17 protein-coding genes are annotated in these 25,398 nt (G+C 65.0%); 4 read left to right on the forward strand and 13 right to left on the reverse strand.

Features of this window, described 5'->3' with window-relative positions:
- Positions 1-620 precede the first annotated feature (620 nt).
- The 3 genes from ASE49_RS07050 to zapE all read left to right on the forward strand — a co-directional run bounded on the left by ASE49_RS07050 (position 621) and on the right by zapE (position 5,615).
- Positions 621-3,440, forward strand: coding sequence for an Rne/Rng family ribonuclease (locus ASE49_RS07050; RefSeq protein ID WP_056769782.1), 2,820 nt, complete (start codon positions 621-623; stop codon positions 3,438-3,440).
- Between the two features lie 226 nt (positions 3,441-3,666).
- The gene (locus ASE49_RS07055) at positions 3,667-4,449 is read left to right on the forward strand and encodes a succinate dehydrogenase iron-sulfur subunit (RefSeq protein ID WP_056769783.1); all 783 of its coding nucleotides are present in this window, start codon (positions 3,667-3,669) and stop codon (positions 4,447-4,449) included.
- A gap of 50 nt (positions 4,450-4,499) precedes the next feature.
- Positions 4,500-5,615 (forward strand): cell division protein ZapE, encoded by a 1,116-nt coding sequence (gene zapE, locus ASE49_RS07060; protein WP_056769785.1) that lies wholly within the window; start codon positions 4,500-4,502, stop codon positions 5,613-5,615.
- A gap of 420 nt (positions 5,616-6,035) precedes the next feature.
- Here the strand turns inward: zapE and ASE49_RS07065 are convergent, their stop codons facing one another.
- The 13 genes from ASE49_RS07065 to ASE49_RS07125 form a co-directional block, all read right to left on the reverse strand.
- Positions 6,036-8,339 (reverse strand): EAL domain-containing protein, encoded by a 2,304-nt coding sequence (locus tag ASE49_RS07065; protein ID WP_056769788.1) that lies wholly within the window; start codon positions 8,337-8,339, stop codon positions 6,036-6,038.
- Between the two features lie 223 nt (positions 8,340-8,562).
- On the reverse strand, positions 8,563-10,458 hold the full coding sequence (locus ASE49_RS07070; RefSeq protein WP_056769793.1) for an XrtA/PEP-CTERM system amidotransferase: 1,896 nt from the start codon (positions 10,456-10,458) through the stop codon (positions 8,563-8,565).
- A gap of 11 nt (positions 10,459-10,469) precedes the next feature.
- Complete coding sequence (xrtA, locus tag ASE49_RS07075) at positions 10,470-12,029, reverse strand: exosortase A (RefSeq protein WP_200921991.1); 1,560 nt, start codon at positions 12,027-12,029, stop codon at positions 10,470-10,472.
- Positions 12,022-13,245, reverse strand: a complete 1,224-nt coding sequence (locus ASE49_RS07080) for a TIGR03087 family PEP-CTERM/XrtA system glycosyltransferase (protein WP_056770913.1) — start codon at positions 13,243-13,245, stop codon at positions 12,022-12,024. Before ASE49_RS07080 ends, xrtA begins: the two co-directional genes overlap by 8 nt.
- Entirely contained in the window at positions 13,245-14,321 is a 1,077-nt protein-coding gene (locus ASE49_RS07085; protein ID WP_056769796.1) for a FemAB family XrtA/PEP-CTERM system-associated protein, read from the reverse strand. The genes ASE49_RS07080 and ASE49_RS07085 overlap by 1 nt, the downstream gene beginning before the upstream one ends.
- Positions 14,318-15,196, reverse strand: coding sequence for an XrtA system polysaccharide deacetylase (locus tag ASE49_RS07090; protein ID WP_056769799.1), 879 nt, complete (start codon positions 15,194-15,196; stop codon positions 14,318-14,320). The genes ASE49_RS07085 and ASE49_RS07090 overlap by 4 nt, the downstream gene beginning before the upstream one ends.
- A gap of 13 nt (positions 15,197-15,209) precedes the next feature.
- Positions 15,210-16,463, reverse strand: a complete 1,254-nt coding sequence (locus ASE49_RS07095) for an XrtA/PEP-CTERM system-associated ATPase (protein WP_056769802.1) — start codon at positions 16,461-16,463, stop codon at positions 15,210-15,212.
- Positions 16,464-16,476: 13 nt separating this feature from the next.
- Positions 16,477-18,210, reverse strand: a complete 1,734-nt coding sequence (locus tag ASE49_RS07100; protein WP_056769805.1) for a hypothetical protein — start codon at positions 18,208-18,210, stop codon at positions 16,477-16,479.
- On the reverse strand, positions 18,207-19,211 hold the full coding sequence (locus tag ASE49_RS07105; RefSeq protein ID WP_056769808.1) for an AAA family ATPase: 1,005 nt from the start codon (positions 19,209-19,211) through the stop codon (positions 18,207-18,209). Before ASE49_RS07105 ends, ASE49_RS07100 begins: the two co-directional genes overlap by 4 nt.
- Positions 19,212-19,221: 10 nt before the next feature.
- Positions 19,222-20,745, reverse strand: a complete 1,524-nt coding sequence (locus ASE49_RS07110; RefSeq protein ID WP_056769810.1) for an XrtA system polysaccharide chain length determinant — start codon at positions 20,743-20,745, stop codon at positions 19,222-19,224.
- Between the two features lie 15 nt (positions 20,746-20,760).
- A complete protein-coding gene (locus ASE49_RS07115) occupies positions 20,761-21,405 on the reverse strand; it encodes an XrtA/PEP-CTERM system exopolysaccharide export protein (RefSeq protein WP_056769812.1) in 645 nt (214 codons plus the stop codon).
- A gap of 167 nt (positions 21,406-21,572) precedes the next feature.
- Positions 21,573-22,799, reverse strand: a complete 1,227-nt coding sequence (locus ASE49_RS07120; RefSeq protein ID WP_056769814.1) for a pyridoxal-dependent decarboxylase, exosortase A system-associated — start codon at positions 22,797-22,799, stop codon at positions 21,573-21,575.
- Positions 22,796-24,334, reverse strand: a complete 1,539-nt coding sequence (locus ASE49_RS07125) for an acyl-CoA ligase (AMP-forming), exosortase A system-associated (protein WP_056769815.1) — start codon at positions 24,332-24,334, stop codon at positions 22,796-22,798. Before ASE49_RS07125 ends, ASE49_RS07120 begins: the two co-directional genes overlap by 4 nt.
- A 26-nt stretch (positions 24,335-24,360) precedes the next feature.
- Between ASE49_RS07125 and ASE49_RS07130 the strand changes: the two genes are divergently transcribed.
- Positions 24,361-25,371: a GNAT family N-acetyltransferase gene (locus ASE49_RS07130; RefSeq protein WP_082456349.1), complete on the forward strand. Its 1,011-nt coding sequence runs from the start codon at positions 24,361-24,363 to the stop codon at positions 25,369-25,371.
- The last annotated feature ends 27 nt before the right edge of the window (positions 25,372-25,398 follow it).

Genomic DNA, 25,398 nt, shown 5'->3' on the forward strand with positions numbered 1-25,398 from the left:
AGATCTACGCGGCACTATGCCGGCGGGCAATCCCGCGCAGCCGCGCTTCCCACAGCCGCGTTAGCGAAACGCGCGCGTAAAGCAGGGCATAAATTCCAATCGGCCAAGCAACTTGCCGTCGTCGTTCATGAATGCTAGGCCAGACATAACCGGGGCAGACAAGGCTATTCGGTCCTCGTATTCGGGCAAGGCCATAACCATATGGCGCCGGAAGGGACCGGTTCAGCATATTGGGGTTCCGGCCCTGAAAGCTGGAAAAATCCTTTTTCCAGTAAAACAGCCTCACAGGTTGAAGCGAGCGATGAGAAGCCAGTTGCCCCCCTGCCAGCCAATGTCCGATGGGGCATGGGCGGCATGGTCGCAACTTTCCGTGTGGGCCAGTGTGCCGCGCGGCTTCTCGCTTGCAGACACACGTGCCGCTTTTCCTGCGGCGCACGCTTTCGACGCGCAAGGGGCGATGGATTGCCCCGCCGTTGCGCAAGAACACGCCCGCGAAGCGAAGCACGCCGCCTGGATCGGCCGTGCCGCTGCGACGCTGACGGGCTCATCTGCCCATTACGAACATTATCGCGTCCCCTCGGCTGATCCGGCCGGGCGTCGACGCGCACGGAGATTATCACATGGCAACGCGCATGCTTATCGATGCGCGCCACCCGGAAGAAACGCGGGTGGCGGTACTCAAGGGAAACCGCATTGAAGAGTTCGACTTCGAGTCGACCGAGCGGAAGCAGCTAAAAGGCAATATCTATCTCGCCAAGGTGACGCGCGTGGAGCCTTCGCTTCAGGCGGCGTTCGTCGACTTTGGCGGCAATCGCCACGGCTTCCTCGCCTTCAGCGAAATTCACCCGGATTACTACCAGATCCCCAAGGAGGATCGCGAGGCGCTGCTGGCTGAAGAAGCCGCGCACGCCGAGGAAGAAGCAGCCCTGCGCGCCACCGAAGGCGACGACGAGGAGGAAGACGGCGATTACGGCGACGACGATGGCGGGGTCACCGAGGTCGACACGTCCGATAAGGATCACGTCGCCACGATCGAGGACGGCGCGGTAGAAGGCGCCTTCCCTGCCGATGACGATGGCGATCATGGCGAAGGCGAAGAAGAGGGCGAGAATGGCCGGGGCCGTCGTGGCCGTGGCCGCCGTCAGGGTCGTTCCTCAGGCCGCTCGAAAGAAGCGGACGACCTGCGTGCCCGCCGCATGGCCCTGCGCCGCCGGTACAAGATCCAGGACGTGATCCATCGCCGGCAGGTGCTGCTGGTCCAGGTCGTCAAGGAAGAGCGCGGCAACAAGGGCGCCGCCCTTACCACTTACCTCAGCCTGGCGGGCCGCTACTGCGTGCTCATGCCCAATTCCAGCCATGGCGGCGGCATCAGCCGCAAGATCAGCTCGGCTTCGGATCGCAAGCGCCTGAAGTCGATCATCTCGGAACTAGACCTGCCGCGTTCGATGGGTTGCATCGTGCGCACCGCTGGCCTCCAGCGCACCAAGACCGAAATCAAGCGTGACTTCGATTACCTTGCCCGCCTGTGGGACGAACTGCGCGAACTAACCATGCGCTCGGCCGCGCCCACGCTGATCCATTCCGACAGCGATTTGATCAAGCGCGCCATCCGCGACATCTACAACCGCGACATCGAAGAAGTCGTGGTCGAGGGCGAGCATGGCTATCACGCCGCGCGTGATTTCATGAAGCTGCTGATGCCCACCCATGCCCGCAAGGTCCGGCCCTATTCCGATCCGGTGCCGCTGTTCCAGCGGTTCGGCGCGGAAGACCAGCTGACCGCGATGTACGATCCGGTCGTGCAGCTGCGGTCGGGCGGCTACATCGTCATCAACCCCACCGAGGCGCTGGTCTCGATCGACATCAACTCGGGCCGCGCCACCAAGGAGCACGGGATCGAGCAGACGGCGGTCGCCACGAACCTGGAAGCGGCGCAGGAAATTGCCCGCCAGCTGCGTCTGCGCGACATGGCCGGCCTCGTCGTCATCGACTTCATCGACATGGAATACGGATCGAACGTCCGTAAGGTCGAAAAGGCGATGAAGGACGCGCTCAAGAACGATCGCGCGCGCATCCAGGTTGGCCGCATCTCCAGCTTCGGCCTGATGGAGATGAGCCGCCAGCGTCTGCGCACCGGCGTTCTGGAAGCGACCACACGTTCGTGCCCGCATTGCGATGGCACCGGGCTGGTGCGCACCGCCAGCTCTGCCGGCCTGTCCGCCCTGCGCTTCATCGAAGACGAAGCCGCCAAGGGCAAGGGCGTGGTCATCTCGCTGTTCGCCAGCACCGAGGCTGCCGTGTACCTGCTAAACGCCAAGCGAGCCGACCTTGCCGACATCGAGGAGCGCTACGGCGTTACCGTCGAAGTCATTCCCGAAGGTGAAAACGAAGGCGCCAAGATGCGCGTGATTTCGTCGGGCCCGCGCAACGATTTCGTGCCCCGCTTCGATCCGATCGCCGAAGTCGTCGAGGATGATCTCGTCGACGAGGACGAGGAGCTTGAGGACTTCGAGGCCGAGGATACGTCCGAGCGCGAAGAAGCAGGCGAAGGGGACGGTGATGGCAGCGGTCGCCGCAAGCGTCGCAAGCGCCGCCGCAGCCGTAACCGCGATCGCACCGGGGATGAAGGCGAAGCGCTCGACGCCGAAGCCGCTCGCCCGGACGGCGATAGTGAAGACGCCGAGGGCGAGGCCGAAGCCGAGACGGATGAGGACGGCGATGCCGCCCACACCGAGACCGACGAAAACGGCGCGCCCAAGAAGCGCCGCCGCCGTGGTGGCCGTCGTCGTCGCGGGCGTCGCGGTGAGGAAGGTGGCGCGGAAGGCACCGACGAAGCTTCGGCTGGCGGAGACGTGGCGGGCGAAAGCGATGCGGACGGTGAGAATATCGCTGAGCCCGTGGCGCTGTCACCAGCCCCGCAGGCAGACGCGGACGCTGAGCTAGTTGCGGAAGACGCCGCGCCTGCAAAGCCGCGCCGTGGTCGCTCGAAGAAGGCCGACGCGGCAGCGGTAGAGGCGCCGGTGGAAGCCGTCGTCGAACCGGCGACCGACGAAGCCGCTGCCAAGCCCAAGCGGACCCGCCGCAAGAAGTTCGATGCAGCACCTGAGGCTGTTGCGGAGGAAGCGCCGCAAGCCGCCCTGACCGATACGGCCGACGATGATGGCGCAGCCAAGCCTAAGCGTGCGCGTCGTAAAAAGGCCGATGCGGTAACCGAACCGGTGGCAGAGCCCGCAACGGATGAAGCTGCGGCCAAGCCCAAGCGGACCCGCCGCAAGAAGGCCGATGAGCCCGATGCTGTAGCAACGGCCGCCGTCGAACCTGCACCCGCTGCGGACCCGACGCCGGAAGCTGATCAGGCTGACGACGCCGCCGCTGCTGCGGAAGGCGACGATGCCGGCTTGCCGCGTCGTGGCTGGTGGCAGCGCACGTTCGGAAACTGACGCCGGCTGCCGAACGGCAACCGCCAATAAACATGCTGGGCCCTTCGTCTCGCGACGGAGGGCCTTCGCATGTCCCGCTCATGCATCCACCGCTACCGAGTTGCCCTGATCAAAGCCTCAGGTGCACGTTTCGCGCGCGCGTCACCCCTTGCCCTATGCGGTTGAATCGCTAGAGGGGAACACATGGCGGTTCATGCCGCGGTGCAAAGACCACAGGGATTGTTTCATGGCGACCTTCACCCTCCCGGCGAACAGCAAGATCAAGAAGCAGGGCATCGTCCACAAGGCGCACGGCGCCACCCGGGTGAAGAAATTCACGGTCTACCGCTACGATCCTGATTCGGGCGAAAATCCGCGCTACGACACGTTCGAGATCGATCTCGACAATTGCGGCCCGATGGTGCTCGACGCCATCATCAAGATGAAGAACGAGCAGGACGCCACGCTCACCTTCCGTCGCTCCTGCCGCGAAGGTATTTGCGGTTCGTGCGCGATGAACATGAACGGCAAGAACGGCCTTGCCTGCACCACCGCCATCGAAGACCTAAAGGGCGATATCCGTATCACGCCCCTGCCCCACATGGACGTGATCAAGGATCTGGTTCCCGACTTCACCCACTTTTACGCGCAGTACGCGTCGATCCGTCCATGGCTGCAAACGGTCTCCACCACGCCCTCGGGTAAGGAGCGCCTGCAGACCCCCGAACAGCGCGAAAAGCTGGATGGTCTCTACGAGTGCATCTTGTGCGCGTGCTGCTCCACCTCGTGCCCGAGCTACTGGTGGAACTCGGACAAGTTCCTGGGTCCGGCCATCTTGCTGCAGGCGTATCGCTGGCTGGCCGACAGCCGCGACGAAATGACCGGCGAGCGGCTCGACGAACTGGAAGACCCGTTCCGCCTGTATCGCTGCCACACGATCATGAACTGCGCGAACGTGTGCCCCAAGGGCCTGTCCCCTGCCCGCGCCATTGCCGAAATCAAAAAAATGCAGGCTGAGCGGCAGGTCTGATCCGGCCTTTCCGCAAGTTCATGAATTCGGTGCGCAAGGGCTGACGGTCGATGACGGCAATGCTCGAGCGCTACGAAACGCTGGTGGCCACTGGCGAACTGCGTAACGACCCGGAACAGGCGCTCGCCGCTGAGTGCCTCGATCGTCTGCAGCGTGCGTTGTACAAGGCCTCCGCTTCCACCGGCCTGCTCGGCAAGCTGCTGGGCAAGAAGCCCGCAGCACCGCGCGGCGTTTACATGTGGGGCGGCGTCGGGCGCGGCAAGTCGATGCTGATGGACCTGTTCGTCCAGACGCTGGATATCGCGGAAAAGCGGCGGGTTCACTTTCATGCCTTCATGCTGGAAGTGCATTCCCTGCTGCGGGACGAGCGCAAGAAAGAAAGCGGCGATCCGATCCCGCCCGTCGCAGCGATCCTGGCCCGCAATATGCGGTGTCTCGCGTTCGATGAAATGGTGGTGAACAATTCCGCTGACGCCATGATCATGAGCCGCCTGTTCACGTACCTGATCGTGAACGAAGGCGTCACGATCGTGACCACGTCAAACCGGGCCCCCTCCCAGCTTTACAAGGATGGCCTGAATCGCGAGCATTTCCTGCCGTTCATCGCGCTGATCGAACAGCAGTTGGACGTCCTGACCCTCAACGGGCCGACCGATTATCGCATGCAGCGCCTGGGCGGCATGGCAACCTGGCACATGCCGCTGGGCGAACCGGCGACAGAGGCGGCGCGTGAGGCATTCTATCGGCTGACAGATTATCCGCCGGAAGACAGCGATCATGTGCCCTCGGCGGATATCGACCTTGGCGGAGGCCGCACATTGCACGTGCCCAAGAGCCTCAAAGGCGTGGGCGTGTTTAGCTTCAAGCGGCTATGCGGCGAAGCACGAGGCGCGGCGGATTACCTGGCGATCGCGCGGGCGTATCACACGGTAATCCTGATGGGCATTCCCAAGCTGGGGCCGGACCGGCGCAATGAGGCGGCCCGGTTCGTCACGTTGATCGATGCGCTTTACGAAAACAAGGTGAAGCTCATTGCCGCCGCCGACGCGGCGCCGGAGCAACTGTACGAGGCCGGGACCGGTCGCTTCGAATTCGAGCGGACCGTTAGCCGCCTGAACGAAATGCAAAGCGCCGAATATCTGGCACTGGGCCACGGCGAAGACTGACGATTACGGTGAGCCCCGAGTCGGTTGGAAAGATGCTCCGAGTGGGCTGACAATTACCGCCAAGGCTAACAATCCATCGCAGCGGGCCGATAAGTATCCATCCACAAAACGAGCACTTTTGCACAGTTTGCGTGCCGTCATAAACCGCGAGGACGCCGATCGTAAAGTTAGACGTGGACTCTGGAAATAGAAAAAGCGCTTTTCAAAAGACAGGAGTTCTTCTGAAAAGCGCTTTTCTTTTAATAGCAGCGCTCTGACAATTCTTGCCAGATCGTAGCATAGCCAATCTCAATTAGAGATTGCTACCCCACCAACCGCCGCCCCAGATGTCCTTGTTCATCACAAATTCCCATGTGAACGACCGCGTCACGGCGGCCATCCCCATGGGTAACTGTTAGCTAACTTGGCATCAAGGAATTTTTAACCAATCAACCTCGCCCGCCGCCCCGCCACGAAGTCCAGAAAATCCCGAAATGGGACAGGACGGCTAATGTGATAGCCCTGCACGAGGTCACAACCCATGCCCGTAAGCATTTCCTGGACACGTACCGTTTCAACGCCTTCGGCTACTACGACGCGGTCAAGCGAATGCGCCATTTCGATGATGGACTGGACCAGCAGCAGATCATCTTTCCGGCTTTCCATGGAGGAGACGAAGCTCTTGTCGATCTTCACCTCGCTGGCGGGCAGATAGCGCAGATAGTCGATGGTGGCGTTGCCGGTACCGAAGTCATCGATCGACAGACGCAGGCCCGACTGCACCAGCCGCTGCAACATCTGATACGTTTTCGAGCTGCGGTCGAGGCGGTCGGTTTCCGTAATTTCCAAGATAAGCCGGTTCGGCGAAAGGCCATGCGAGACCAGGATCTCGGAGATCATCGCTGGCAAACCCGGGTTGCGAAGCAGTTGCGCCGATATGTTGACGGACATCGTCATCTGATATCCATGACGTTCCAGTTCGACAGCGACTTTCACCGCGTCGTTGATAACAAAGCGCGTTATCCGTTCGATCCGGTGAAATTCCTCGGCGATGCGGATGAACTTGTCCGGGCCGATCGGTCCGCGCTCCGGATGTGTCCAGCGCACAAGTGCCTCGGCGCCACTGATCCGATTGGAACGCAGATCAAGCTTGGGCTGATATGCGACCCAGACTTCGCCATTGTCGATAGCACGGTCAAGCGAAGTCAGCAGGGATATTTCCCACTGCCCCTCGTTCTTGCGAACATCGTTCTGATAAACGAGTTCGTCGTTCCTCACCGCTTCTTCAGCCGCCTGCATCGCGCTCGCGACGCGGCTGGAGAGCGTGCGATCAAGGTCTGAATCGATGCCGCAGTTGAACGACAAGTCGATGTCGACGCCTGCAACCTGAATGCCGTTCTGCACGATCCGATGCAGACCCTCCAGGTTCTCGAAAAGATCAAACGTGTTGCGGATGGACGATAGCCACACGAACATGCCGCCTTCGTGGTAAATCAGCACGCTTTCATCACTGATCCGGATGCGACGCACGATCTCCATGGCCAGTTGGGCTTCGACGTGGTCCGAGAAGCTGCCGATGATCCCGCCATAATTACGGATTTTCAACGCGACGAGGATACGCATCGACAAATCGCTGGAATTGCGCAGGGCCTGGACGCTGGGTAAACCGGAACCGGCGTTCGTTTCACCGGCCTCTTTGACGCGTTCCTGATTGCGCATCCGAATGACAGCGACCAACGCCACCGCAAACGCAGGCACCACTTCCACCTGGATACCCACATAATCGAGCAAGAAAGGCATTGCGCCGATGACAAACACAAGCAGAGCAAGCCGGTATACGTCGAGAACCCGGGGGCGCCCGAGCCCGGATGCGATGACAACCAGCACGACGAGCATCACCGGTAGCCAGCCATACTCTTTGGGCATGCCGCGCCTGAGCGTATCGCCGCCTATGGCATGGATATAGCCTCCGGGAGCTGTCAGGTCCTGCCCGGGGATAGAATGAAGGTCGTTGAATGACACCGCCGCCGGCGCAATCAGGACGTCCTTGCCGCGGATCATGGAGCGGTCAAAACGACCACGCACTACGTCCACGTAGCTCAATGACGGGTAAGAGTTCACCGCAATGGAGAAATCGGGAAAATACAGATCGTCCGAATTTTCCACGACGCCGCCGAGCGAGGCCGATATAGATGGTATCCGCCCGATGGGGCTGTTGGACGAAAACGGTAGCTGGAAATTCTGGTTCAGCGGCCGATGGCGCACCAGAATGGACGCGACGCCGGCATACTCACGATAGGCTTTGAGCGGCACGCGCGCGGCATAGTTGCCCATCTGCACGTTGCTGTTCATCGCCGCGCCCAGAATGACTTTGCCCTTGTTGGCTTTCAGCGCAGCGACGAACTTCTTGTCGTCGGACGCAGAGCCTGGGGTTGCGTAAGAGCGGTCGAAATAGACGCGGCGCGCACCTGCAGCGAACAACAACTGTATCGCGTCTGCATCATCGCCATGCGAAATATCGGTCACGCCAAGTTCGCTGAGGGTGCGATCGTCCTGAAGCACCACGACGGTATTGCCGCTTGATGGCTGGATTCGTGACATCCAGCGGACGTTGCGCAGGTAATCTTCAACCGGCAGTCCAAGGCCGCTGACGGCAACCGCCAGTCCTGTAAGCGTTGCCCACAGCAGGATGCGGACGCGGGCGTTTTTCCAGAAACTGCGCAACTTGGTTGCCACGTGAGTCATGATCGCAGGCCCGGCAGGCGTGCGCGAGGCCGATCGATGCAAGTCTTCAGCGCGGGAAACCCCTGCTCCGAAAGACGACAATGGCGACCATATCTGTTCATTCACGTCCCGCAACGAGGCTGTGCAGGACTGATCTAGGGCAAAGGTCCTAATAATGAGTTTAGTTAATCGGCTTCGGCATACGGAACGACCGGCGCCGATGTGCCCCAAAGCTCATTCGACTCTAGCCGATACCAAGCCCGGTAAACGCACGGTCAAGCATGGTCAGTTGCCACAGCAGACGCGAATTATCCGAGGTTCCGGCGATATGCCCCTCGACCAGCGCGGCCAGTCGACGATTGTCGAACCAGCCCGTCCGGCTCAACTGCGCACCGCTGGCGATCTCGCGCGCGGTGTGGGCCAAAGGTCCGCGAAACCACTGCGCGATGGGCGTTACGAAGCCTTGCTTGGGGCGATACAGAATGTCGTCCGGAAGATAGCGGCGCATGGCCTTTTTCATGATCCATTTGCCTTGGCCGCCGCGCACGCGCAACGATTCCGGTAGGCTGGCGGCAAACTCGATCAGCCGGTGATCCAGCAAAGGCTCGCGCGCCTCCAGGCTGACGGCCATGCTGGTGCGGTCCACTTTCGTCAGGATATCGCCGGGCAGCCACACCTTGAGATCGGCATATTGCGCCCGGTCCAGCCCGCTGCGCGCCGGGGCGTTGCGCATCAGCGCCAGCACCGGGTCTTCCGCGCGGTATCCCCCCCGCAGGCGCCGGAATTCTTCGGAATACAGGCCTTCGCGCAGCTCCGGCGGCGCAAAGGCCATCGACCGGGCATACCCTTGCGCCGAATCGCCGGCGAGCGACAGCAACGTCGATTTGGCGCGCAGCGGGCGCGGGGCCCAGTCAGCCTTGGGATAGATGGCGCCGAGTGTTCCGAACACGGGCGCGCGCAAGGCCTGCGGCAGCAGTGCGCGCACTTTGTCCTCGCCGCTCTGGAATACGTGACGGCGATAGCCGGCTAGCGCCTCGTCAGCGCCATCGCCCGATAGCGCCACCGTCACGCTTTCCCGCGCCAGCTGACACACCCGCCACGTCGGCAAGGCGGAGGCATCCGCGAACGGCTCGTCAAACATCCCGGCAAGCTGGTCAATCGCGGAAAAATCGTCAGGCGAAACCGTGCGCGCGGCATGGTGGGTGCCAAAGCGCTGGGCGATCTGGCTGGCGTACGCGCTTTCATCGAGCGCGGCGACGTCGAAACCGATGGAGCAGGTGCGCACCGGCTGGCCGCTCGCCTCCGCCATCAGGGCGACGACGCTTGAGCTGTCTACGCCGCCAGACAGAAACGCGCCCAGGGGAACGTCAGCCACCATGCGCGATGACACCGCCTGGCGCATAAGGTGCAGCAGTTCCGCTTCCAGATCCGCCGCGCTTCCCTTGCGCCGCTCGGCGAAGGAGACGTCCCACCACTGGCTGGGGCGCGGCAGCGGCTTACCGTGACGCAGCAGCAGCGAATGGCCGGCGGCAAGCTTGTAAACGCCCTTCAGGATAGACCGGTCATCGGGCACGTAGCCCCATGTCAGGTAGTCTTCCACCGCCAGCGGATCGACCTCACGCCGCAGCAGCGGATGGGCAGCCAGCGCCTTCAGCTCGGAACCGAATGCCACGCTGCCGTCACTGAGCGGTGCGTAATACAAGGGCTTCACGCCCAGCCGATCGCGGGCAAGAAACAGCGTGCGCGCTTCCAGATCGTAGATCGCGAAGGCGAACATGCCGTGCAGACGGGTAACGCAATCGGGCCCCCAGCGCTGCCAGGCCGCCAGGATCACCTCGCTATCGCCGTCCGTGCGGAATGCGGCCCCTTGGCCTTTTAGTTCCTGGCGCAGTTCGCGGTAATTGTAGATTTCGCCGTTGAAGACCAGCATCGCCCGGCCATCGGGTGACGCCATGGGCTGGGGCGAGCCGGCAAGATCAATGATCGACAAGCGGCGATGGCCAAGGCCGACGCCCGGCGCGGTCCACACCCCCTGCCCGTCAGGGCCGCGATGCGCGATGGCATCGCACATCGCCTCGATCCGCACAGGATCGACCGGCTTGGGCGTTTCCAGATGATAGATACCCGCGATACCGCACATGATCGACGCCCTTACTGTACGCGCGTTACGCGGTCCACCCACGGGCCGAGCGGCTGCACGGCGGCGCTGAACGCCCCGATCGCCTGCCGCGCCGAACCGCGTGGTTCATCCTCTGCGGACAGGATCAGCAAGGCGGTAGGCCGCGCGCGAAACAGCAGGCCATCAGCCATGTTCGCCAGCTTCAGGCGCACGTTGCTGCCCGAAAGCAACCCGCCGGTGCGATACCAGGTGATCGCCACCCGTTCCAGCCGGCCATTGCCCAGCAGGCGCTCGCTTTTTCCTGCGCCCATTGCCGGACCCGGCGATTGCCAGGACCACGGGCTACTGGGCATCAACGCGCCCTGCCCGAAGCCGCCTGCCTTGCGGCCTTCGCCCTGCCGGTCGTACAAGGCGATAAATACGTCCACCTGCTGCCCGCTGGCATTGCGATAGCGGCCCAGCAGCCGGTGCGATGCCCCCTGCGCGCGCGGCTGCCACCAGATTTTCGGCGTATAATCGACCCGGGTCCAGCCCGGCACGTCCGGCAGATCGATGCGCGCCGGCATCGGCGCTGCCAGCCGCTGCGCCGCCAACGCCCACCCAAAAACGCCTGCGAACACCAGCGCGATGGCCAACAGCGCGGCAGTGCCGGGGATCGCCATCGCCTCCAGCCGGGTCAAGGCCGGAGACCGGGCGATTGCATCGGCATCGATCATCGGCGAATCGATCGGTCGGTCGAAGAACCGCCACGCGCCCGCGATCACCAGGGCCAGCACGATGGCGAAGAAGAACCACCCGTAAACGATGTGATCGAAACCCGCCGCCACCGCCACGCCGAATATCTGCGCTGCGTAGATGGTGCCCCACGCGCGCACGCCATTGGCCAGGATCGGCACCACGATGCAGGCGATCATCATCACCGTGCGCCGCCGCCAGCTGACGAAGCACACGTTGCAGGCCAGCACCCCGAACGCGATCATGGCGATCAGGAACTTCACGCCGGAACACGCTTCGGCGACCTCGAACAGCCCGGCGGGGGTGTCTATGAAAACGCCGTCGATCCGGGCGGGAATGCCGCTGAAATGGGTCAACGCGATGGTGATCTTCGCGGTGATGGTTTGCAGCACGTTGACCAGTTCGTCGCCCGCCGGAACCAAAAAAACCAGATAGCACAGCGGAAACACCAGCCCCGCCGCCACCCGCACGCCCAGCAGCAGCGGCACACAGGCGCCCAGCATCGCCACGACGCCAGCCTGGCGCGCGATATCCAGGCCCGAGATCGCACCCAGCAGCCAAAGGAAGGCGCCGCCGGCCATAAGCAGCAGCCCCGGCCACCAGCCGCGCGGCGTCAGCCGTTGCAGCTGCGGCCAGCGCTGCCATGCCAGCCAGGCCAGGATCAGCGGCACCAGCAGGATGTGGTTGTACGTCGAAATGTCCCACCACTGGCGCGCCATGGCGGCCCAATCGGCGAAGAACACCGCGATCAGGGTGATCCAGGCCACGGCCAGCCGTACCAGCGCGGCGCGCCATGCGCCGGTCAGGCCGCGCCATCCCCGCATCGGCGCTGCAGTAAGGCCGGCAAGATCAGGCATGCGCTGCCACCATGGGGGGGACGCCCAGATATTCCGGCAGACGGGCCAGCGCCGCATCCCAGCTGGCGTGCTGCACGATCCATTCACGTGCGGCGGTGCCCAGAACGCGCGCCGTATCGGGCACATGCGCCAGATCGATGATCGCCTGCGCCATCGCCGCGTTGCTCTCGCGCACGGCAAAGTGGCGACCGTCTACAGCGTCTATGCCGATCGCAGCCCCCGGTGAGAGGACAACCGGCAGCGCCATCGCCATAGCTTCCAGAACCTTGTTCTGCACCCCGCGCGCGATCTCCAGCGGCACCAGCGCGACATCGGCAGCGGCGAGCCAGGGACGGATATCTTCAACCCGGCCCCATACGTGCACGCCGCCCCGCCCGTCATGTGCGGCCAGCGCAGCAGGCGGATTGCGACCGACGATGTGCAAGCTCGCGTCCGGGCATACCTCGCGCACCAGCGGCAGGATGCGGTCGATCGCGCGGGTGGCAGCGGCAATGTTGGGGGCGTAATCCATCTGTCCGGTAAAGACGATGCGGGGTGCGCCGTGTGCGGTCATGCGTGGCTCCGGCAAGACGGTCACCGGATCGAAACCGACGGCGTCCATGCCGTTGCCCATCGCCTGCACGTTGCCGAAAGGACCTGGCAGCCGGGAGCGCAGCAACTGCGCCTCCGCCTCGCTGACCAGCAAGGTCACATCTGCCAGCCTGGCGATACGCGCTTCTTCCGCGCGCAGCAGCCGGCCTTCGCGCCGTTCCATCCAGCCACGCGGCCCTTTGCTTTTCGCCCCGTAGGCATCGAACTTGGCCGAATCGACATCGACGAGATCGGCGATGACGCGACCGGTGAAACCCGCCGGCACGTACTGCCCCATTTGGCCGGAGAACAGCAAAATCGTGTCGATCGGATGGCGCGCCAAAGTCTGCCGCACGTATGCCTTCAGACGCCGGTCATGAAATGCGGTCAGGCTGACGGGACGCCTGCGGGCCAGCGCCTGCGCCGCTGCTACCGGCAGGGGACGGGTGCGCCGGATCAGGCAGTAACTGGCGGCAAGCGCGGCAAGGTCGGGCTCACTGGCATGATCGTGCGCGTCATCGGCAAAGGTGCCCACGTGCACCGGTGCGATGTGCGCCACCGCCTTGAGCACGTGGTGGGAACGGATCTTGTCACCGCGATCCGGCGGAAACGGGATGCGGTGCGACAGGAACAGGATGTCGCCCATCAGCCGATGCCGCGCGCGATCACCGGCCCCAGCCGGTTCGCCACCGCCAGCGGCAGGCGCTGCCACAGCTTGATCTGCAAAGACAGCTTGGCGCTGGCCGGATCGGCTTCGCGCGCCGCCGTGCCGGGCGCGGTCCAGCTGGCATAGGTCAGCGGTTCAGGCTCGAAACCCCAGTTGCGCTTGAAGTGATAGGCGCCGCTGTGCGTCTTGGAACGGCCGAAGTCGAACACGCTGGCGCCGCGTCGGCGCGCGTGCAGCATCAGTTCGTAATACATCCGGTCATTGGCGCGCAGCCGCCGTGCATCCCACGTGCCGCCGCCCCAGTAGGGCATCACCGCGCCCTGGTGATAGACGCTGAGAACACTCGCCACAGCGCGGCCTTCATGGCGCACCGTCAGGATATCCGCGTCCGCGCCGAACCCGTCGATCACCGCATCGAACAGTGCGCGCGGAAAAATCGGTGTGCCCAGATTGCGATAGCTTTGGCACAGGACGCTGTAATGCGCGGCCCGGTCCACCTCTGCGGTGCCCACGTCGATCGTCAAATCGATGCCCAGCGAACGGCGCACTTCGGCGCGCTGCTTGCGCGGGATTGCCGTTAGCTGCGCTTCGTCATCCGCCGCCAGCGGGCGCGCGAAGTTGCAGTGCGCTTCGGTCTTGATCGTCCACCCCGCCCCGCCCTGCGGCAGCACGCCGCCGCGCAGTTCGATCGCGGGGCACGAGCGGCGGCGCGCCAGTTCTTCCAGCGCGGCGAACATGGCGTAGGGGTCTTCCCGGTCGTTGACCAGCAGGCCACCGCCCACGGCAAAGCCGGTGGAGGCCAGCAGACGCCCGAACACCGGCGAATGGATCATGTCGAGCGGCAGGAACGCGATGATCTCTCCGCCACGCTCCTGCACCAGCGCCAGCGCCTCGTTTCCGGTGGCCTGCGCTACCGAGACGAACCAGGCAGGGCGATGGAACGGCGTGCCCTGCGGGTGGCGCGCCACGAAGCCTTCAAGCCGGGCGCGTTTGTCCGCGTCGCGCAGGTCGATCAGGCGCACCTCAGACACGGTGGGCACGAACGGAGCGTTCATGCGGCCAGCGCAGGGGGCGGTGCGACCACCCGGCCCGCTTCGCGCGCGGCCAGTTCATCCATCCGGCCCCAACGGAAATCGCCGATCAGGCGGGTGAGCTTGTCGGCCATCACGCCAAGGTTGGTGTAGTGGCGCAGCTTCGAGCGCAAGGGTGCGCCGGCCACGCGGGGCTGGCCGGGATCGACCTCCCACGGGTGGAAATAGAACACGGCGGGGCGCTGGTCCTCGCCGTTGACTTGCCGGATCGCCCAGCGCGAAAAGCCATACGGCAACACGCGGAAGAACCCGCCGCCGCCCGCCGCCAGCCGCCGTCCGGCGAACTGCGCAGTGGTCACGGGAATTTCCACGAGATCGCTGCCCGCCACCGGCTTGAAAGCAAAACGCGGCGCCTCGCGCCAGCCGTAATGGTCATGCGCGATGGGCGCGACGCTGGAACTGTAGGCATAGCCGACGTCAGCCAGCACATCGAACGCCCACGGCGTGCGCGCATCGATGGAGAAGCTGGGCGCGCGATACCCGGTTACGGGCTGCCCGGAGGCATCCTCGATCGCGGCGCGCGCCCGCGCGATGTCGGCCGCGAATTTGTCGGCACCCAGGCGAAACACCCGCTCATGGTCCCAGCCGTGGCTGGCAACTTCATGGCCCTGCTCCGCAATGCGGCGCAGCAATGCGGGATGGCGCTGCGCCACCCAGCCCAGCGTGAAGAACGTTCCCTTCACCCCGGCATCGGCAAACAGCTGCAGGATCGCATCGCAATTGCGCTCGACACGCGTGGTGAGGGCGTCCCAGTCCTTGCGGTCGATCACCTTTTCGAAGGCGCCCACCTGGAACCAGTCTTCCACGTCGACCGAAAGGCCGTTGATCAGGTCCGCCATGGCGCAGGCTCCGTCAGGCGACCTGCCTGTGGCCGTCGCCGCTTTCGATCCATTCGATCAGCATCGTCAGCGTATGGCGCAGCGAGCGTTCGTTTTCGCCGAGACGCGCCTCCAGCCTCTCGGCACGCGCGTGCGCTTCTGCCAGTTCGGACTGCAAAGCAGCGAGCGCCTCGCCATGCCCGTTCGCGGCGCTGTCATCGCGTTCCTGCACGGCGGCGGCAAGGTCCGCAATCGCAGCCTGCACCGCGCCGATCTGGGCATCGCGGTCCGCCAGGGCTGCTTCGATCAGCGCCGTCGCGTTGGCGGGATCCAGCATTTCACGTTGCGCAAGTGCTGCCTCAATCAACGCCGCATGATCGACAGGGTCGGCTGCCGGTGCCGCAAAATGCTGTGCGGGAGCAACCGGCTCAGCAGCGGCAACAGGCTCGTCCGTGGCGGCGACGACTTTGAGCGCACCATCGTCGCTCATCTCGGCCAGCACCTGCTCCAGCATGGCAACGTCGATATGCGCGCGCCGGTCCACCGCGCCCAGCAGCAGCAGGCGGTTGACCAACTGGTTGATCCGGCGCGGAATGCCGCCCGTGGCCTCGTGAATGGCGGTGAACAGGGCCTCGTCGAAGCTGGGGTTGCCCTTCCAGCCCACGCACGTCAGGCGATGCTCGATATACGGCTTGATTTCTCGCACCTGCATCGCGCCCAGATGATGGGTGGCGATCACGCGCTGACGCAATTGCTCAAGCTGGTTGCTTTCCAGCAGTGTCTCGCGAAATTCCGGCTGGCCCAGCAGCAGGGTTTGCAACAAAGGATGCGCGCCCAGCTGGAAGTTGGACAGCATGCGCAGTTCTTCCAGGGCGCTGACCGACAGCATCTGTGCCTCGTCCACGATCAGCAGGCAGCGCCGTCCCGCGCGGGCTTCTTCGTGGAAGAACGATTCCAGCGCGCCCAGGGCAGACGCCTTGTCGTGCCCGGAAACCTGCAGGCCGAACGACTGCGCGACGATATGGACGATCTCTTCGCCATCGAGCGCGCTGGTTACGACGTTGGCCGCCGTCATGCGCGCCGGGTCGATCGTGGCCATCAGGTACGCGACCAGCGTGGACTTGCCCGCGCCAACCTCGCCGGTAATCACCACGAAGCCTTCGCCTTGCGCCAGTCCGTATCCCAGATAGGACAGCGCCTTGCGGTGCGTGGCGCTCTCGAAATAGAACGCTGGGTCGGGGGTCAGCTGGAAGGGCCTTGCGTCGAGCCCGTAGAAGTCATCGAACATCGCGTATTTCCCTTTAGAAACTGTAGCGCAGGCCGGCGAGCGCCGAGGCGCTCCACAAGTCGTCGATTGCGGGGGTCTTGTAGTTCACGCCGTCGATACCGATCGCCAGCGTGCCGCGCAGGCGCGGCGCGAAGTTGCGGTAATAGCTGGCGGACGCGCCGTACCCGGAGGCATCGCGGCTCGCCAGATCGTCGCTGGTGATCCAGTTGGCATAGACGCTGGCCGACCAGCCCGCCTGCCGGCCAAGCTCGCCGCCCACGAACGCGGTGAGCCAGTAATTCTCGTCCGTCGCGCCGTCAGCCGCCGCCAGCACGGTGCCGCGCGCGGCAATATATTTGCGGTTGTCATACCCCGCGCCGACCCCGGCATTGAGACGGCCCAGCTTGACCGAATAGCTGGCGGTCACGCCGCGCCCGCGGAACACAGAGGAGCGCACCGAACCCAGCGCGCCGGACAGGCAGTTGCCGCCATCCAGGGTCGCCACGCAGCCGCGCAAATCGCCGGTGATCGGATCGCGCACCACCTCGAAATCGTCTGGCAGCGCGCCGATCAACCGGTTGAGCTGGCCGCCGAAGCCCGAAATGCCATCGTAGACGGTAACGCTCAGCTGGCTGCGATCGTTGGGCGCCCAAGCCAGATTGCCGCCATAGCTCATCGAACCATAGCGCCGGCCCACGTGCGCGGATAGCGAGGTGCGCGGGCTTGGCCGCCACATCACCGCCACGTCCCAGATCAGCCCGCTGACATCGTAGGCCAGCTGGCGCGGGACGGACTTGTCCGTGACGTAGCGGCCATTGGACCCGATCACCGGCAAGCCGGTGGCATCGCGCACGGCATCACGGCTGGAAACTTCCACATCCTCATAGCCCAACGCGCCCACCACCTGCACCGAATGGCTGACCGGCACGGTGACGAGCCCGCGCGCCTGCATGTCGCGCACGCGCTGGTCGAGGTTGGAGATGTCTTCCTGATAGAAACTGCCCGCCGTGCCGATCCCGACCGGCAGGAGCGTGCCCGGCGCGAAGCCGGCCTGCGCGTCGGCAGACTGCACCACGCTCTTGTCGAACACGTCGGTTGCACCGCTGGTCAAACGTGACCGGTCGGACTGGTCGATCTTGGTGAAGCCGGCACGGTAGTTCGCCGATACGTCCAGATCACCCACCCGTGTCGCCACGGACGGGCCGGCGTAGACCGAGTAGATGTTGGTGCGCCCGTTGCCGGACAGAGCGCCCGCTGGCAGCGCCGAGGTTCCGCCCTGGATATTGGCCTGGGTGGCAAGTGCGCCGGCTTCCACCGTAACGCCGCGCGTCAGCGTGGTGTAGCCACGCACGATGCCGCTGATAGCATCGCCGCTGCCGGCATTCTTGCCCCACCCGAACTGATGCTCATACCGCACCGACGCAGACACCGCGTTGTTGCGCCCCGAAATCGACGCGTCCACGCCCACGGCGGCCTGGGTATACGTCAACACGTCACTGCGCGGCGAAAGCTGGGCGGAGACGATCTGGTCGATCTCGATATACGGGCGCACTTCCACGCGCTTGGCGCCCTGCCCGCGACCCTTGCCGCCGCGCCGCGTGCCGCGTTCCGCCTTGCCGGGCGCGGCGTCCGATGCGCCGGCGCTGCTGCCTCCGGCGTTGCCCGCCCCGCTATCGCCCATTGCCTGGGCCTGGACGGTAAACGGCATCGTCATCACGGCGATCGCGAGCGCCGACACCAGCGCGGTCGATACACGCAACCCGATCATCCCTTGTATCCGTAGTACGAGCCGAACCGCCGCCCGCTGGGGCTGAACTGCGCGGCATTGAGCAGCAGTTGCACGTTCGGGCAGGCGCCCAGCAGCGATATCGCGTCGTCCAGCGCGCCGCGCCCGGTCTGGTCCGCGCGCACGATCACCATCGTCTGGCCCACATACTTGGCAAGCTCGGCAGCGGGCGAGGCTGACAGCGCAGGCGGCGAATCGAAGATCACCATGCGGTTGGGCGCGCCTTGCGTCAGCCTGTCCAGCACGTGCGCGGTGCGCGAGCTGGACAGGTATTCGCTGTCGTGGCTGGTGGTGTCGCCAGCAGGCAGCACCCACAAGCCGGGAATGTCGGTGCCCAGCACGCAGTCGGCCACGTCGATGCTGTCATCCATAAGCGCGTCCATCAGGCCCGGACCGCCCGGCAGACCCAGCGCGGACAGGATCGAAGGCTTGGCAAAGTCCGCGTCCACCAGCAGCACTTCGCTCTCCTTCTCCGCCGCGATCGACAGCGCCAGGTTGAGCGAGCAGTACGTCTTGCCTTCACCGGGATGCGGCGAAGAAACGAGGATGCGCTGCGCCATCGGCCCGGCCTTCTGGCGGCGCAGATCCGCTGCCTGCACCAGCAGCTGGCGCTTGACGATGCGAAACTCTTCGAGAAGTTCAGTGACGGTGCCTTCAGGCACGATCAGCCCCTGCTCGCGCAAGTGTTCGCGATCCACGCGGTGCGTTTCGCCGTTGAAGTGCGCAGGCTCGATCTCGGGCTCGGGCTCGGCTTGCGCCGGGGCAAAGCTGGCCGGGGCGGCAGACGCGATCGGTTTTGCCGCCGGCACCGCACGCGCTTGCGGAAGGGGTGCCGGCGCGCGCCGGGGCGGCACGTCCGGGAACGCGGCGGGACGCGCCAGGAAATTGTTGAGGTCGAAGCGGCCTGCCGCGCGCTCGAACAGCGAATCGCCTTCCTGCTCGTCGCTTTGCGGGGGCACGGGGATCTTGCGGTGATCGGTCATGTCAGTTCCCTCAGGCCACCATGCCGCGCTGGACGAATTCCGCAGCGAGCAACACGACGAACAATCCGCCTAGCGCGGCGGTCCCCGCATAGAAGTATTTCAGGCGTTTGGCACGCAGCGCCCGCGCGCCATCGGTCAGGCTGTGCGATATCGCGCCAAGCACGGGAAGGCCCGTCGCCCGCTCCAGACTGCCAGTGGTGGCGAACACCGAGCGGACCTTGCCCAATGCGAATGCCGCCGCGCAGCCGCCCGCCAGCCCGGCCATCAACACGCCCAGCAACAGGATCGGACGGTTGGGCGCCACGGGCTTGCGCGGGGTCGTGGGCGGATCGACCACCTCGAACTTCACCGCTTCGCGCCCGGTCTTCACTTCGCCGCGCAGGCGCAGTTCCTCACGGTCCTGCAGCAGCTTGTCATACTGCTGGCGCAGCACGTCATAGTCGCGGTTGATGCGCTGCGCCTCGCTCGCCAGCTCCGGGTCCTGGATCGCGGACGCGGTGGCAGCCGCGATGTCAGACTGCAGTGCCGCCTTGCGCGATTGCAGCGCCTGCACGTTCGCCTGCCGCTCGGCCCGGATGGACTGGAGCGAGCTGTAGGCCGGGTTGATCGTGCCGCCCCCGCTTGCCGCCTCCTGCGAAGCCGCGCCGCGCAGGGCCGCGACCTGGTTCTTCGCGGCGATCACGTCGGGGTGATTGTCGGTCAGACCGCGTGCGCGCATGGCTGACAAGTCTGCCTGCGCACGGGCCAGTGCCGACTGGGCGCCGCCATCGGCGGTGCCACCGGCGATTGTGCGCGGGGTTCCCGAAAGCTGCCCGTCGATCGCAGCGAGCGCGCTTTGCGCGGCGCCCAAATCCGCCTCGATGTCGCGCAAGGACGCGCGCGAGGTTTCCAGACGCTGCACCATCGCGGCGCCCCCCAGCGCCATTTCGGGGTGCTGCGCCTCGAATGCGGTGCGCTTGCTTTCCGCCGACTCCAGTTCGCGTTCGCGGGCCTGCAGCTGCTGGTTCACGAAGGTCATGGTTTCCGCCATGTCGCCCCGGTCACCGGACAGGTTTTCCTCGCGAAAGATGTCGATCAGCTTCTGGGCGATATTCTGCGCCAGGACCGCCTTTTCGGCGTCGGAGAACGAGCTTTGGTCCGCTCTGGCGGTGATCTCGAACAGATTGTCTTCCTGGCTGACGACCTTGACGTTGTCGCCCAGCTTCAGGACGGCGGCTTCCATCTGCTTGGGATTTTCGATGGTGTCGCCAATCCGGGTGGCGCGCACCACCTTTTCCAGATTGACCGCGCTGGTCAGCGTCTGGCGGATGCGTTCGATGTCACGCTTCTTGTCCGCGCTGCTGATGCCCACCTGTTCTGCCAAAGCATCGTCCAGCTGGATGAATATCCGCGCTTGCGATTCGTAGGCGTTGGGGATCAGCGCCACCACCAGCCAGCCGACCAGGCAGATCGCCCAGGCTACCGCCAGCGCGATCCAGCGGCGATGCCACACGCTGTGCAGCGCGCTCAACAGTTCTTCGTACAAGGTGTCCATTACCGCCGGGCCGCCTTAGAACATGCTCTCGGGAATGATGATCACATCCCCGGGCGCCAGCATCACGTTGGCTTGCGCCTCGCCCTTCTTCAGCAGATCGCCTAGCCGCAGCTTGTATTCCTGCTGCTTGCCGGTGGCCTTATCGAAACGGATCAGGCGGGCGCTGTTGGCCGCTGCGTATTCGGACAGGCCGCCCACCGCGATCATGGCATCCAGCACCGTCATGTTGGCGCGGTACGGGATCGACGCGGGCTTTTCCGTCGCGCCGACGATGCGGATCTGCTGGCTGAACGTGCCGGAAAAGCCATCGACGATCACCGATACCAGCGGATCCTCGATATATTGCGAAAGCTGCAGACGGATGTCCTGCGCCAGCATCGCGGGCGTCTTGCCCACGGCGGGCATGTCGGTGATGAGCGGCGTGGTGATGCGGCCATCGGGGCGCACCTGCACTTTCGCGCCCAGTTCCGGGTTGCGCCACACAAACACGGTCAGCTGGTCCAGCGGGCCGATGATGTAGTCCTCGCCCGGCCCTTCCTGCATCGAAACGAACGCGGCGGGTGGCAGCTGTTTTGCCGGGCCAGCGCCCGCGCACCCGGTCAGAACAAGACTGGCCAGCGCGGCCGAGGCCAGGAAACGGGCTTGGCGAAACTGCGGCATCGAAACGTCCCTGTCTTGTTCATTGCGCCCTGCGCTTGGCGAGGATCGCGAATTTCACCGCCCGGTATCAGGAAAAAGGGTGAACATTGCGTTAGCCTTGCATGGCTAATTCAACTGGTCCCGGATCGGGACAGTTACGCAAGGCAAATTAATGCGGTGTAGCAAGGTCATACCAGCATCTCGCGCGCCGGGCCTTGCCCCAGGAAGTTGGCCGGGCTGGCGCTGGCGCCATAGGCCCCGGCGCAGAACACCGCGATCAGATCGCCCACCTCTGCGCGCGGAAAGCCACCCTTGTCCGCCAGCTTGTCAAGCGGCGTACACAGGCATCCCACGATCGAGGCTTCCTCCTCCACATCCGCCCCAAAGCGCGTGGCGATGGCGGAAGGGTAATTGCGGCGCACCACGGTGCCGAAATTGCCGGAAGCCGCCAGCTGGTGATGCAGGCCGCCATCGGTAACGAGGAAAACCTCGCCGTGGCTGATCTTGCGATCGACGATTCGCGCGATGTAGACGCCCGCCTCGCCCACGAGATAGCGGCCCAGTTCGATGCAGAACTGCGTATCGCGCAGCACCTCGGGCAGATTGGCGAGCTGTTCCGCCAGCCGCTCGCCCACCACGGTCAGATCCAGCGGCACGTCGCCGGGGAAATAGGGGATACCCAGCCCACCGCCCAGATTGCAGTGCGGCAGCGCCACGCCGCTCTCCTGCGCCAGCTGTGCAGCCAAGGCCAGCGCCTGCCCCTGCGTTTCGGCAATTGCCTGCGCATCCAGCGCCTGACTTCCGGCAAAGATGTGAAAGCCGCGCCACTGCGCCCCGGCGCTCACCACCGCGCGCACCAGCGCCGGCACGCGCTGCGCATCGACGCCGAACGGCTTGGCCCCGCCGCCCATCTTCATGCCCGAACCTTTAAGATCGAAGCTGGGGTTGACCCGGATCGCCAGCCGGGGGGTGATGCCCAGCCGGTCCCCCGCCGCCAGCGCCCGCGCCGCCTCGCCTTCGGATTCCAGGTTGAGCGTCACCCCGGCGCGGATCGCCGCTTCCAGTTCGGCATCGCGCTTGCCGGGGCCGGCGAAGCTGACCTTGTCCAGCGGCAGGCCCGCGCCGCGCACGATCTCCAATTCCCCGCCGGACGCGATGTCGAAACCGTCCACCAGCCCCGCCATCAATTTCAGCAGCGACGGATAGGGGTTGGCCTTTACGGCATAATGCAGGGCGATCCGCTCCGGCAGCGCGGCGCGCAGATCGGACACGCGGGCGCGTACCAGCGCCGCGTCGTAGAGGAACAGAGGTGTCGATCCGGCCTGCTCTACCCAATGGGTCACCGCCTTGCCGCCCACGGCCAGCACACCGTCGATCGAGTCATATCCCACCGGGATCGGGCCGAGCGCCTTCATGCCGCAAACTCCTGTACGATCTGGGCCGCCAGGCCAGTGCGGTCCAGCTTGCCGTTAGGCCCCGTTGGCATCGCGTCGCGCCAGTGGATCACCTTGGGCTGCATGAAATTGGGCAAGTCCTGCATCAACCGGCGCGGCAACAGGTCGGCGGCATCCGCAATGCCAGGCGCCGTGCGCACCACAAGGTGCACCGCCTGCCCCAGCCGTTCGTCTGGCACGCCCAGCGCCACCGCTTCGACCACGAGCCCGGTGGCGAGCGCGGCCTCCTCCACTTCCTGCGGGCTGATGCGATTGCCCGCGCTCTTGATCATCGCATCGCGCCGACCCACGAAATACAGCAGCCCGTCCGCCTCGCGCTTCACCCGGTCACCGGACCACACCGCCATCCCGCCATAGCGCGACGCTGCGGGCGCAGGCCGATACCGCTCCGCTGTGCGCTGGGGATCGCGCCAATAGCCGTGCGCCACCAGTGGGCCACAGTGGACAAGTTCGCCTTCCTCGCCATCGGCGGCGATCTGACCGGCATCGTTCACCACCAGGATTTCCGCATGCGGGATGGTCTTGCCCATCGAGGTGGGGTGCGTGTCCACCAGCGCCGGGTCCAGATACGTCGAGCGAAACGCTTCGGTCAGCCCGTACATGGGGAACAGCCGCGCCTGCGGGAACGTGGCGCGCAGCCGGCGCACCAGATCGACCGTCAAGGCGCCGCCGCTGTTGGTCAGCCGGCGCAGGCGTGCGGCGGTTTGATGCGGCCAGTCCATCTCGCACACCTGCACCCACAACGGGGGCACGGCGGCCAGCGTGGTGATCGCGTGCCGCTCCACTGCCTTCACCAGATCGCGCGGTACCAGATAGTCGAGCGGCACCACGCAGCCGCCGGCATACCAGGTAGAAAGCAGCTGGTTCTGCCCATAGTCGAATGAGAGTGGCAGCACCGCCAGCGTACGATCGTCTGCCGCCAAGCCCAGATAATCGGCCACGCTTTGCGCGCCCAGCCACATGTTCGCGTGGCTGAGCATCACGCCCTTGGGCCGGCCGGTGGAGCCGCTTGTGTAGAGGATTGCCGCCAGATCGTTTGTGTCAGCAGTCGATGGCGGCAGGGTTGCGTCCAGATGGCCTGCCTGCGCCAGCGCCTCGTCCTCTGCCAGCAGCCGACAACCGCCGGGCACATCGCCCTCGGCCAGCGTCTTGAGCCGCGCCGCCGTGCCGATCAGCAGCGCCGCGCCACTGTCTGCCAGAATGTGCGCCACTTGCGCGTGCTTGAGCAGCGGATTGACCGGCACGTGCACCAGCCCGGCACGCGCCGCCGCCAGCGGCATAAGGCAGGTAAGCTCGCCCTTGGCCGCCCATGTCGCCACGCGCGCGCCGCGCTCGGGCACGGCGCGCGCCAGCCATCCGGCCAGCCGTGCGACACGTATCCTTAATTCCTTCCAGTTAAGCACACCCTCGCGCAGTATCAGCGCGTCGTCGCCATCGGCCCCGCACAGCACCAGATGGTCGAGCGGCGGGATGGTGTTTTCGGGGCTACCCGGCATGTGAAGGAAGGCTCCGCAAGGTTAACGTGGCAATCGTCTATCACCTTGATCTTAAGGAAGTGCAATCGGATGCAGCGCTCGCCGCGCTACTGTCCGACGCGCAGCAGCACGCCCCGTTCGACCGGCTGGCGTGGTGGCAGGGGCTGGCCGCGCATTGCCGGATGGACCCGATGCTGGCAGTATCGCGCACGCCCGGCGGCATCGCCGTGCTGCCATTGGCGGGACGATCCGGACACCTGACCGCGCTGGCGAACTGGTACACCTTCCGCTTCCGCCCGATCGTGACCGACCCGCACGCCCTGCGCCTCCTCGCCCGCGATCTGGCGGGGCGCGCGCATCGCATCACCCTCCACGGCCTGCCTGACGAGGACGCCAGCGCCTCCACCCTGGAGGCCGCGTTTCGCGCCGCCGGCTGGCTGGTGCGGCGATCGGTATGCGATACCAACCGTATTCTGGCTGTCGCCGGGCGTTCGTATGACGATTACCTGACCGCCCGTCCCGGCAAGCTGCGCACGACCTTGAAGCGCAAGTCCGGCAAAGTCGTCACCCGCATCCTTACCCGGTTTGATGCCGATGCCTGGGCGCAATACGAGGCGATCTACGCCGAAAGTTGGAAGCCCGAGGAAGGATCGCCCGATTTCCTGCGCGCCTTTGCCCGGGCCGAAGGCGACGCCGGGCGGCTGCGCCTAGCGCTGGCGCAAGACGGCGCAGACCCCAAAGGCCCCGCCATCGCCGCGCAGATGTGGACGGTGGAGGGCGGCACTGCCTTCATCCACAAGCTGGCGCACCGCGAGGCGGCCAAACCGCTCTCCCCCGGATCGGTGCTGACCGCTGCGCTGATGCGCCACGTGATCGAGACGGACGGGGTGGACCTCGTCGATTTCGGCACCGGCGACGATCCGTACAAGCGCGACTGGATGGAGGGTGAGCGCGCGCGCTATCGCCTCGACATGTTCCGCCCGCGCAATCCGCGCAACTGGCCGGTGCTGGCGCGCATGGCCGCGCGGTATCTTGCCGCACATGCGAAGCGCGGCTAGAGCGCGGCTAAATAACACTAATTTCGA

The sequence above is a fragment of the Novosphingobium sp. Leaf2 genome, from assembly GCF_001421325.1.
Lineage (GTDB): Bacteria > Pseudomonadota > Alphaproteobacteria > Sphingomonadales > Sphingomonadaceae > Novosphingobium.

Coding starts and splice junctions, on each gene's coding strand:
- ASE49_RS07055 (WP_056769783.1), top strand. CDS start 3,667: ATGGCGACCTTCACCCTCCCGGCGAACAGCAAGATCAAGAAGCAGGGC.
- ASE49_RS07090 (WP_056769799.1), bottom strand. CDS start 15,196: ATGGCGGACCTGATCAACGGCCTTTCGGTCGACGTGGAAGACTGGTTC.
- zapE (WP_056769785.1), top strand. CDS start 4,500: ATGACGGCAATGCTCGAGCGCTACGAAACGCTGGTGGCCACTGGCGAA.
- ASE49_RS07095 (WP_056769802.1), bottom strand. CDS start 16,463: ATGTTCGATGACTTCTACGGGCTCGACGCAAGGCCCTTCCAGCTGACC.
- ASE49_RS07120 (WP_056769814.1), bottom strand. CDS start 22,799: ATGAAGGCGCTCGGCCCGATCCCGGTGGGATATGACTCGATCGACGGT.
- ASE49_RS07065 (WP_056769788.1), bottom strand. CDS start 8,339: ATGACTCACGTGGCAACCAAGTTGCGCAGTTTCTGGAAAAACGCCCGC.
- ASE49_RS07100 (WP_056769805.1), bottom strand. CDS start 18,210: ATGATCGGGTTGCGTGTATCGACCGCGCTGGTGTCGGCGCTCGCGATC.
- ASE49_RS07125 (WP_056769815.1), bottom strand. CDS start 24,334: ATGCCGGGTAGCCCCGAAAACACCATCCCGCCGCTCGACCATCTGGTG.
- ASE49_RS07115 (WP_056769812.1), bottom strand. CDS start 21,405: ATGCCGCAGTTTCGCCAAGCCCGTTTCCTGGCCTCGGCCGCGCTGGCC.
- ASE49_RS07085 (WP_056769796.1), bottom strand. CDS start 14,321: ATGAACGCTCCGTTCGTGCCCACCGTGTCTGAGGTGCGCCTGATCGAC.
- ASE49_RS07105 (WP_056769808.1), bottom strand. CDS start 19,211: ATGACCGATCACCGCAAGATCCCCGTGCCCCCGCAAAGCGACGAGCAG.
- ASE49_RS07070 (WP_056769793.1), bottom strand. CDS start 10,458: ATGTGCGGTATCGCGGGTATCTATCATCTGGAAACGCCCAAGCCGGTC.
- ASE49_RS07050 (WP_056769782.1), top strand. CDS start 621: ATGGCAACGCGCATGCTTATCGATGCGCGCCACCCGGAAGAAACGCGG.
- xrtA (WP_200921991.1), bottom strand. CDS start 12,029: ATGCCTGATCTTGCCGGCCTTACTGCAGCGCCGATGCGGGGATGGCGC.
- ASE49_RS07080 (WP_056770913.1), bottom strand. CDS start 13,245: ATGGGCGACATCCTGTTCCTGTCGCACCGCATCCCGTTTCCGCCGGAT.
- ASE49_RS07110 (WP_056769810.1), bottom strand. CDS start 20,745: ATGGACACCTTGTACGAAGAACTGTTGAGCGCGCTGCACAGCGTGTGG.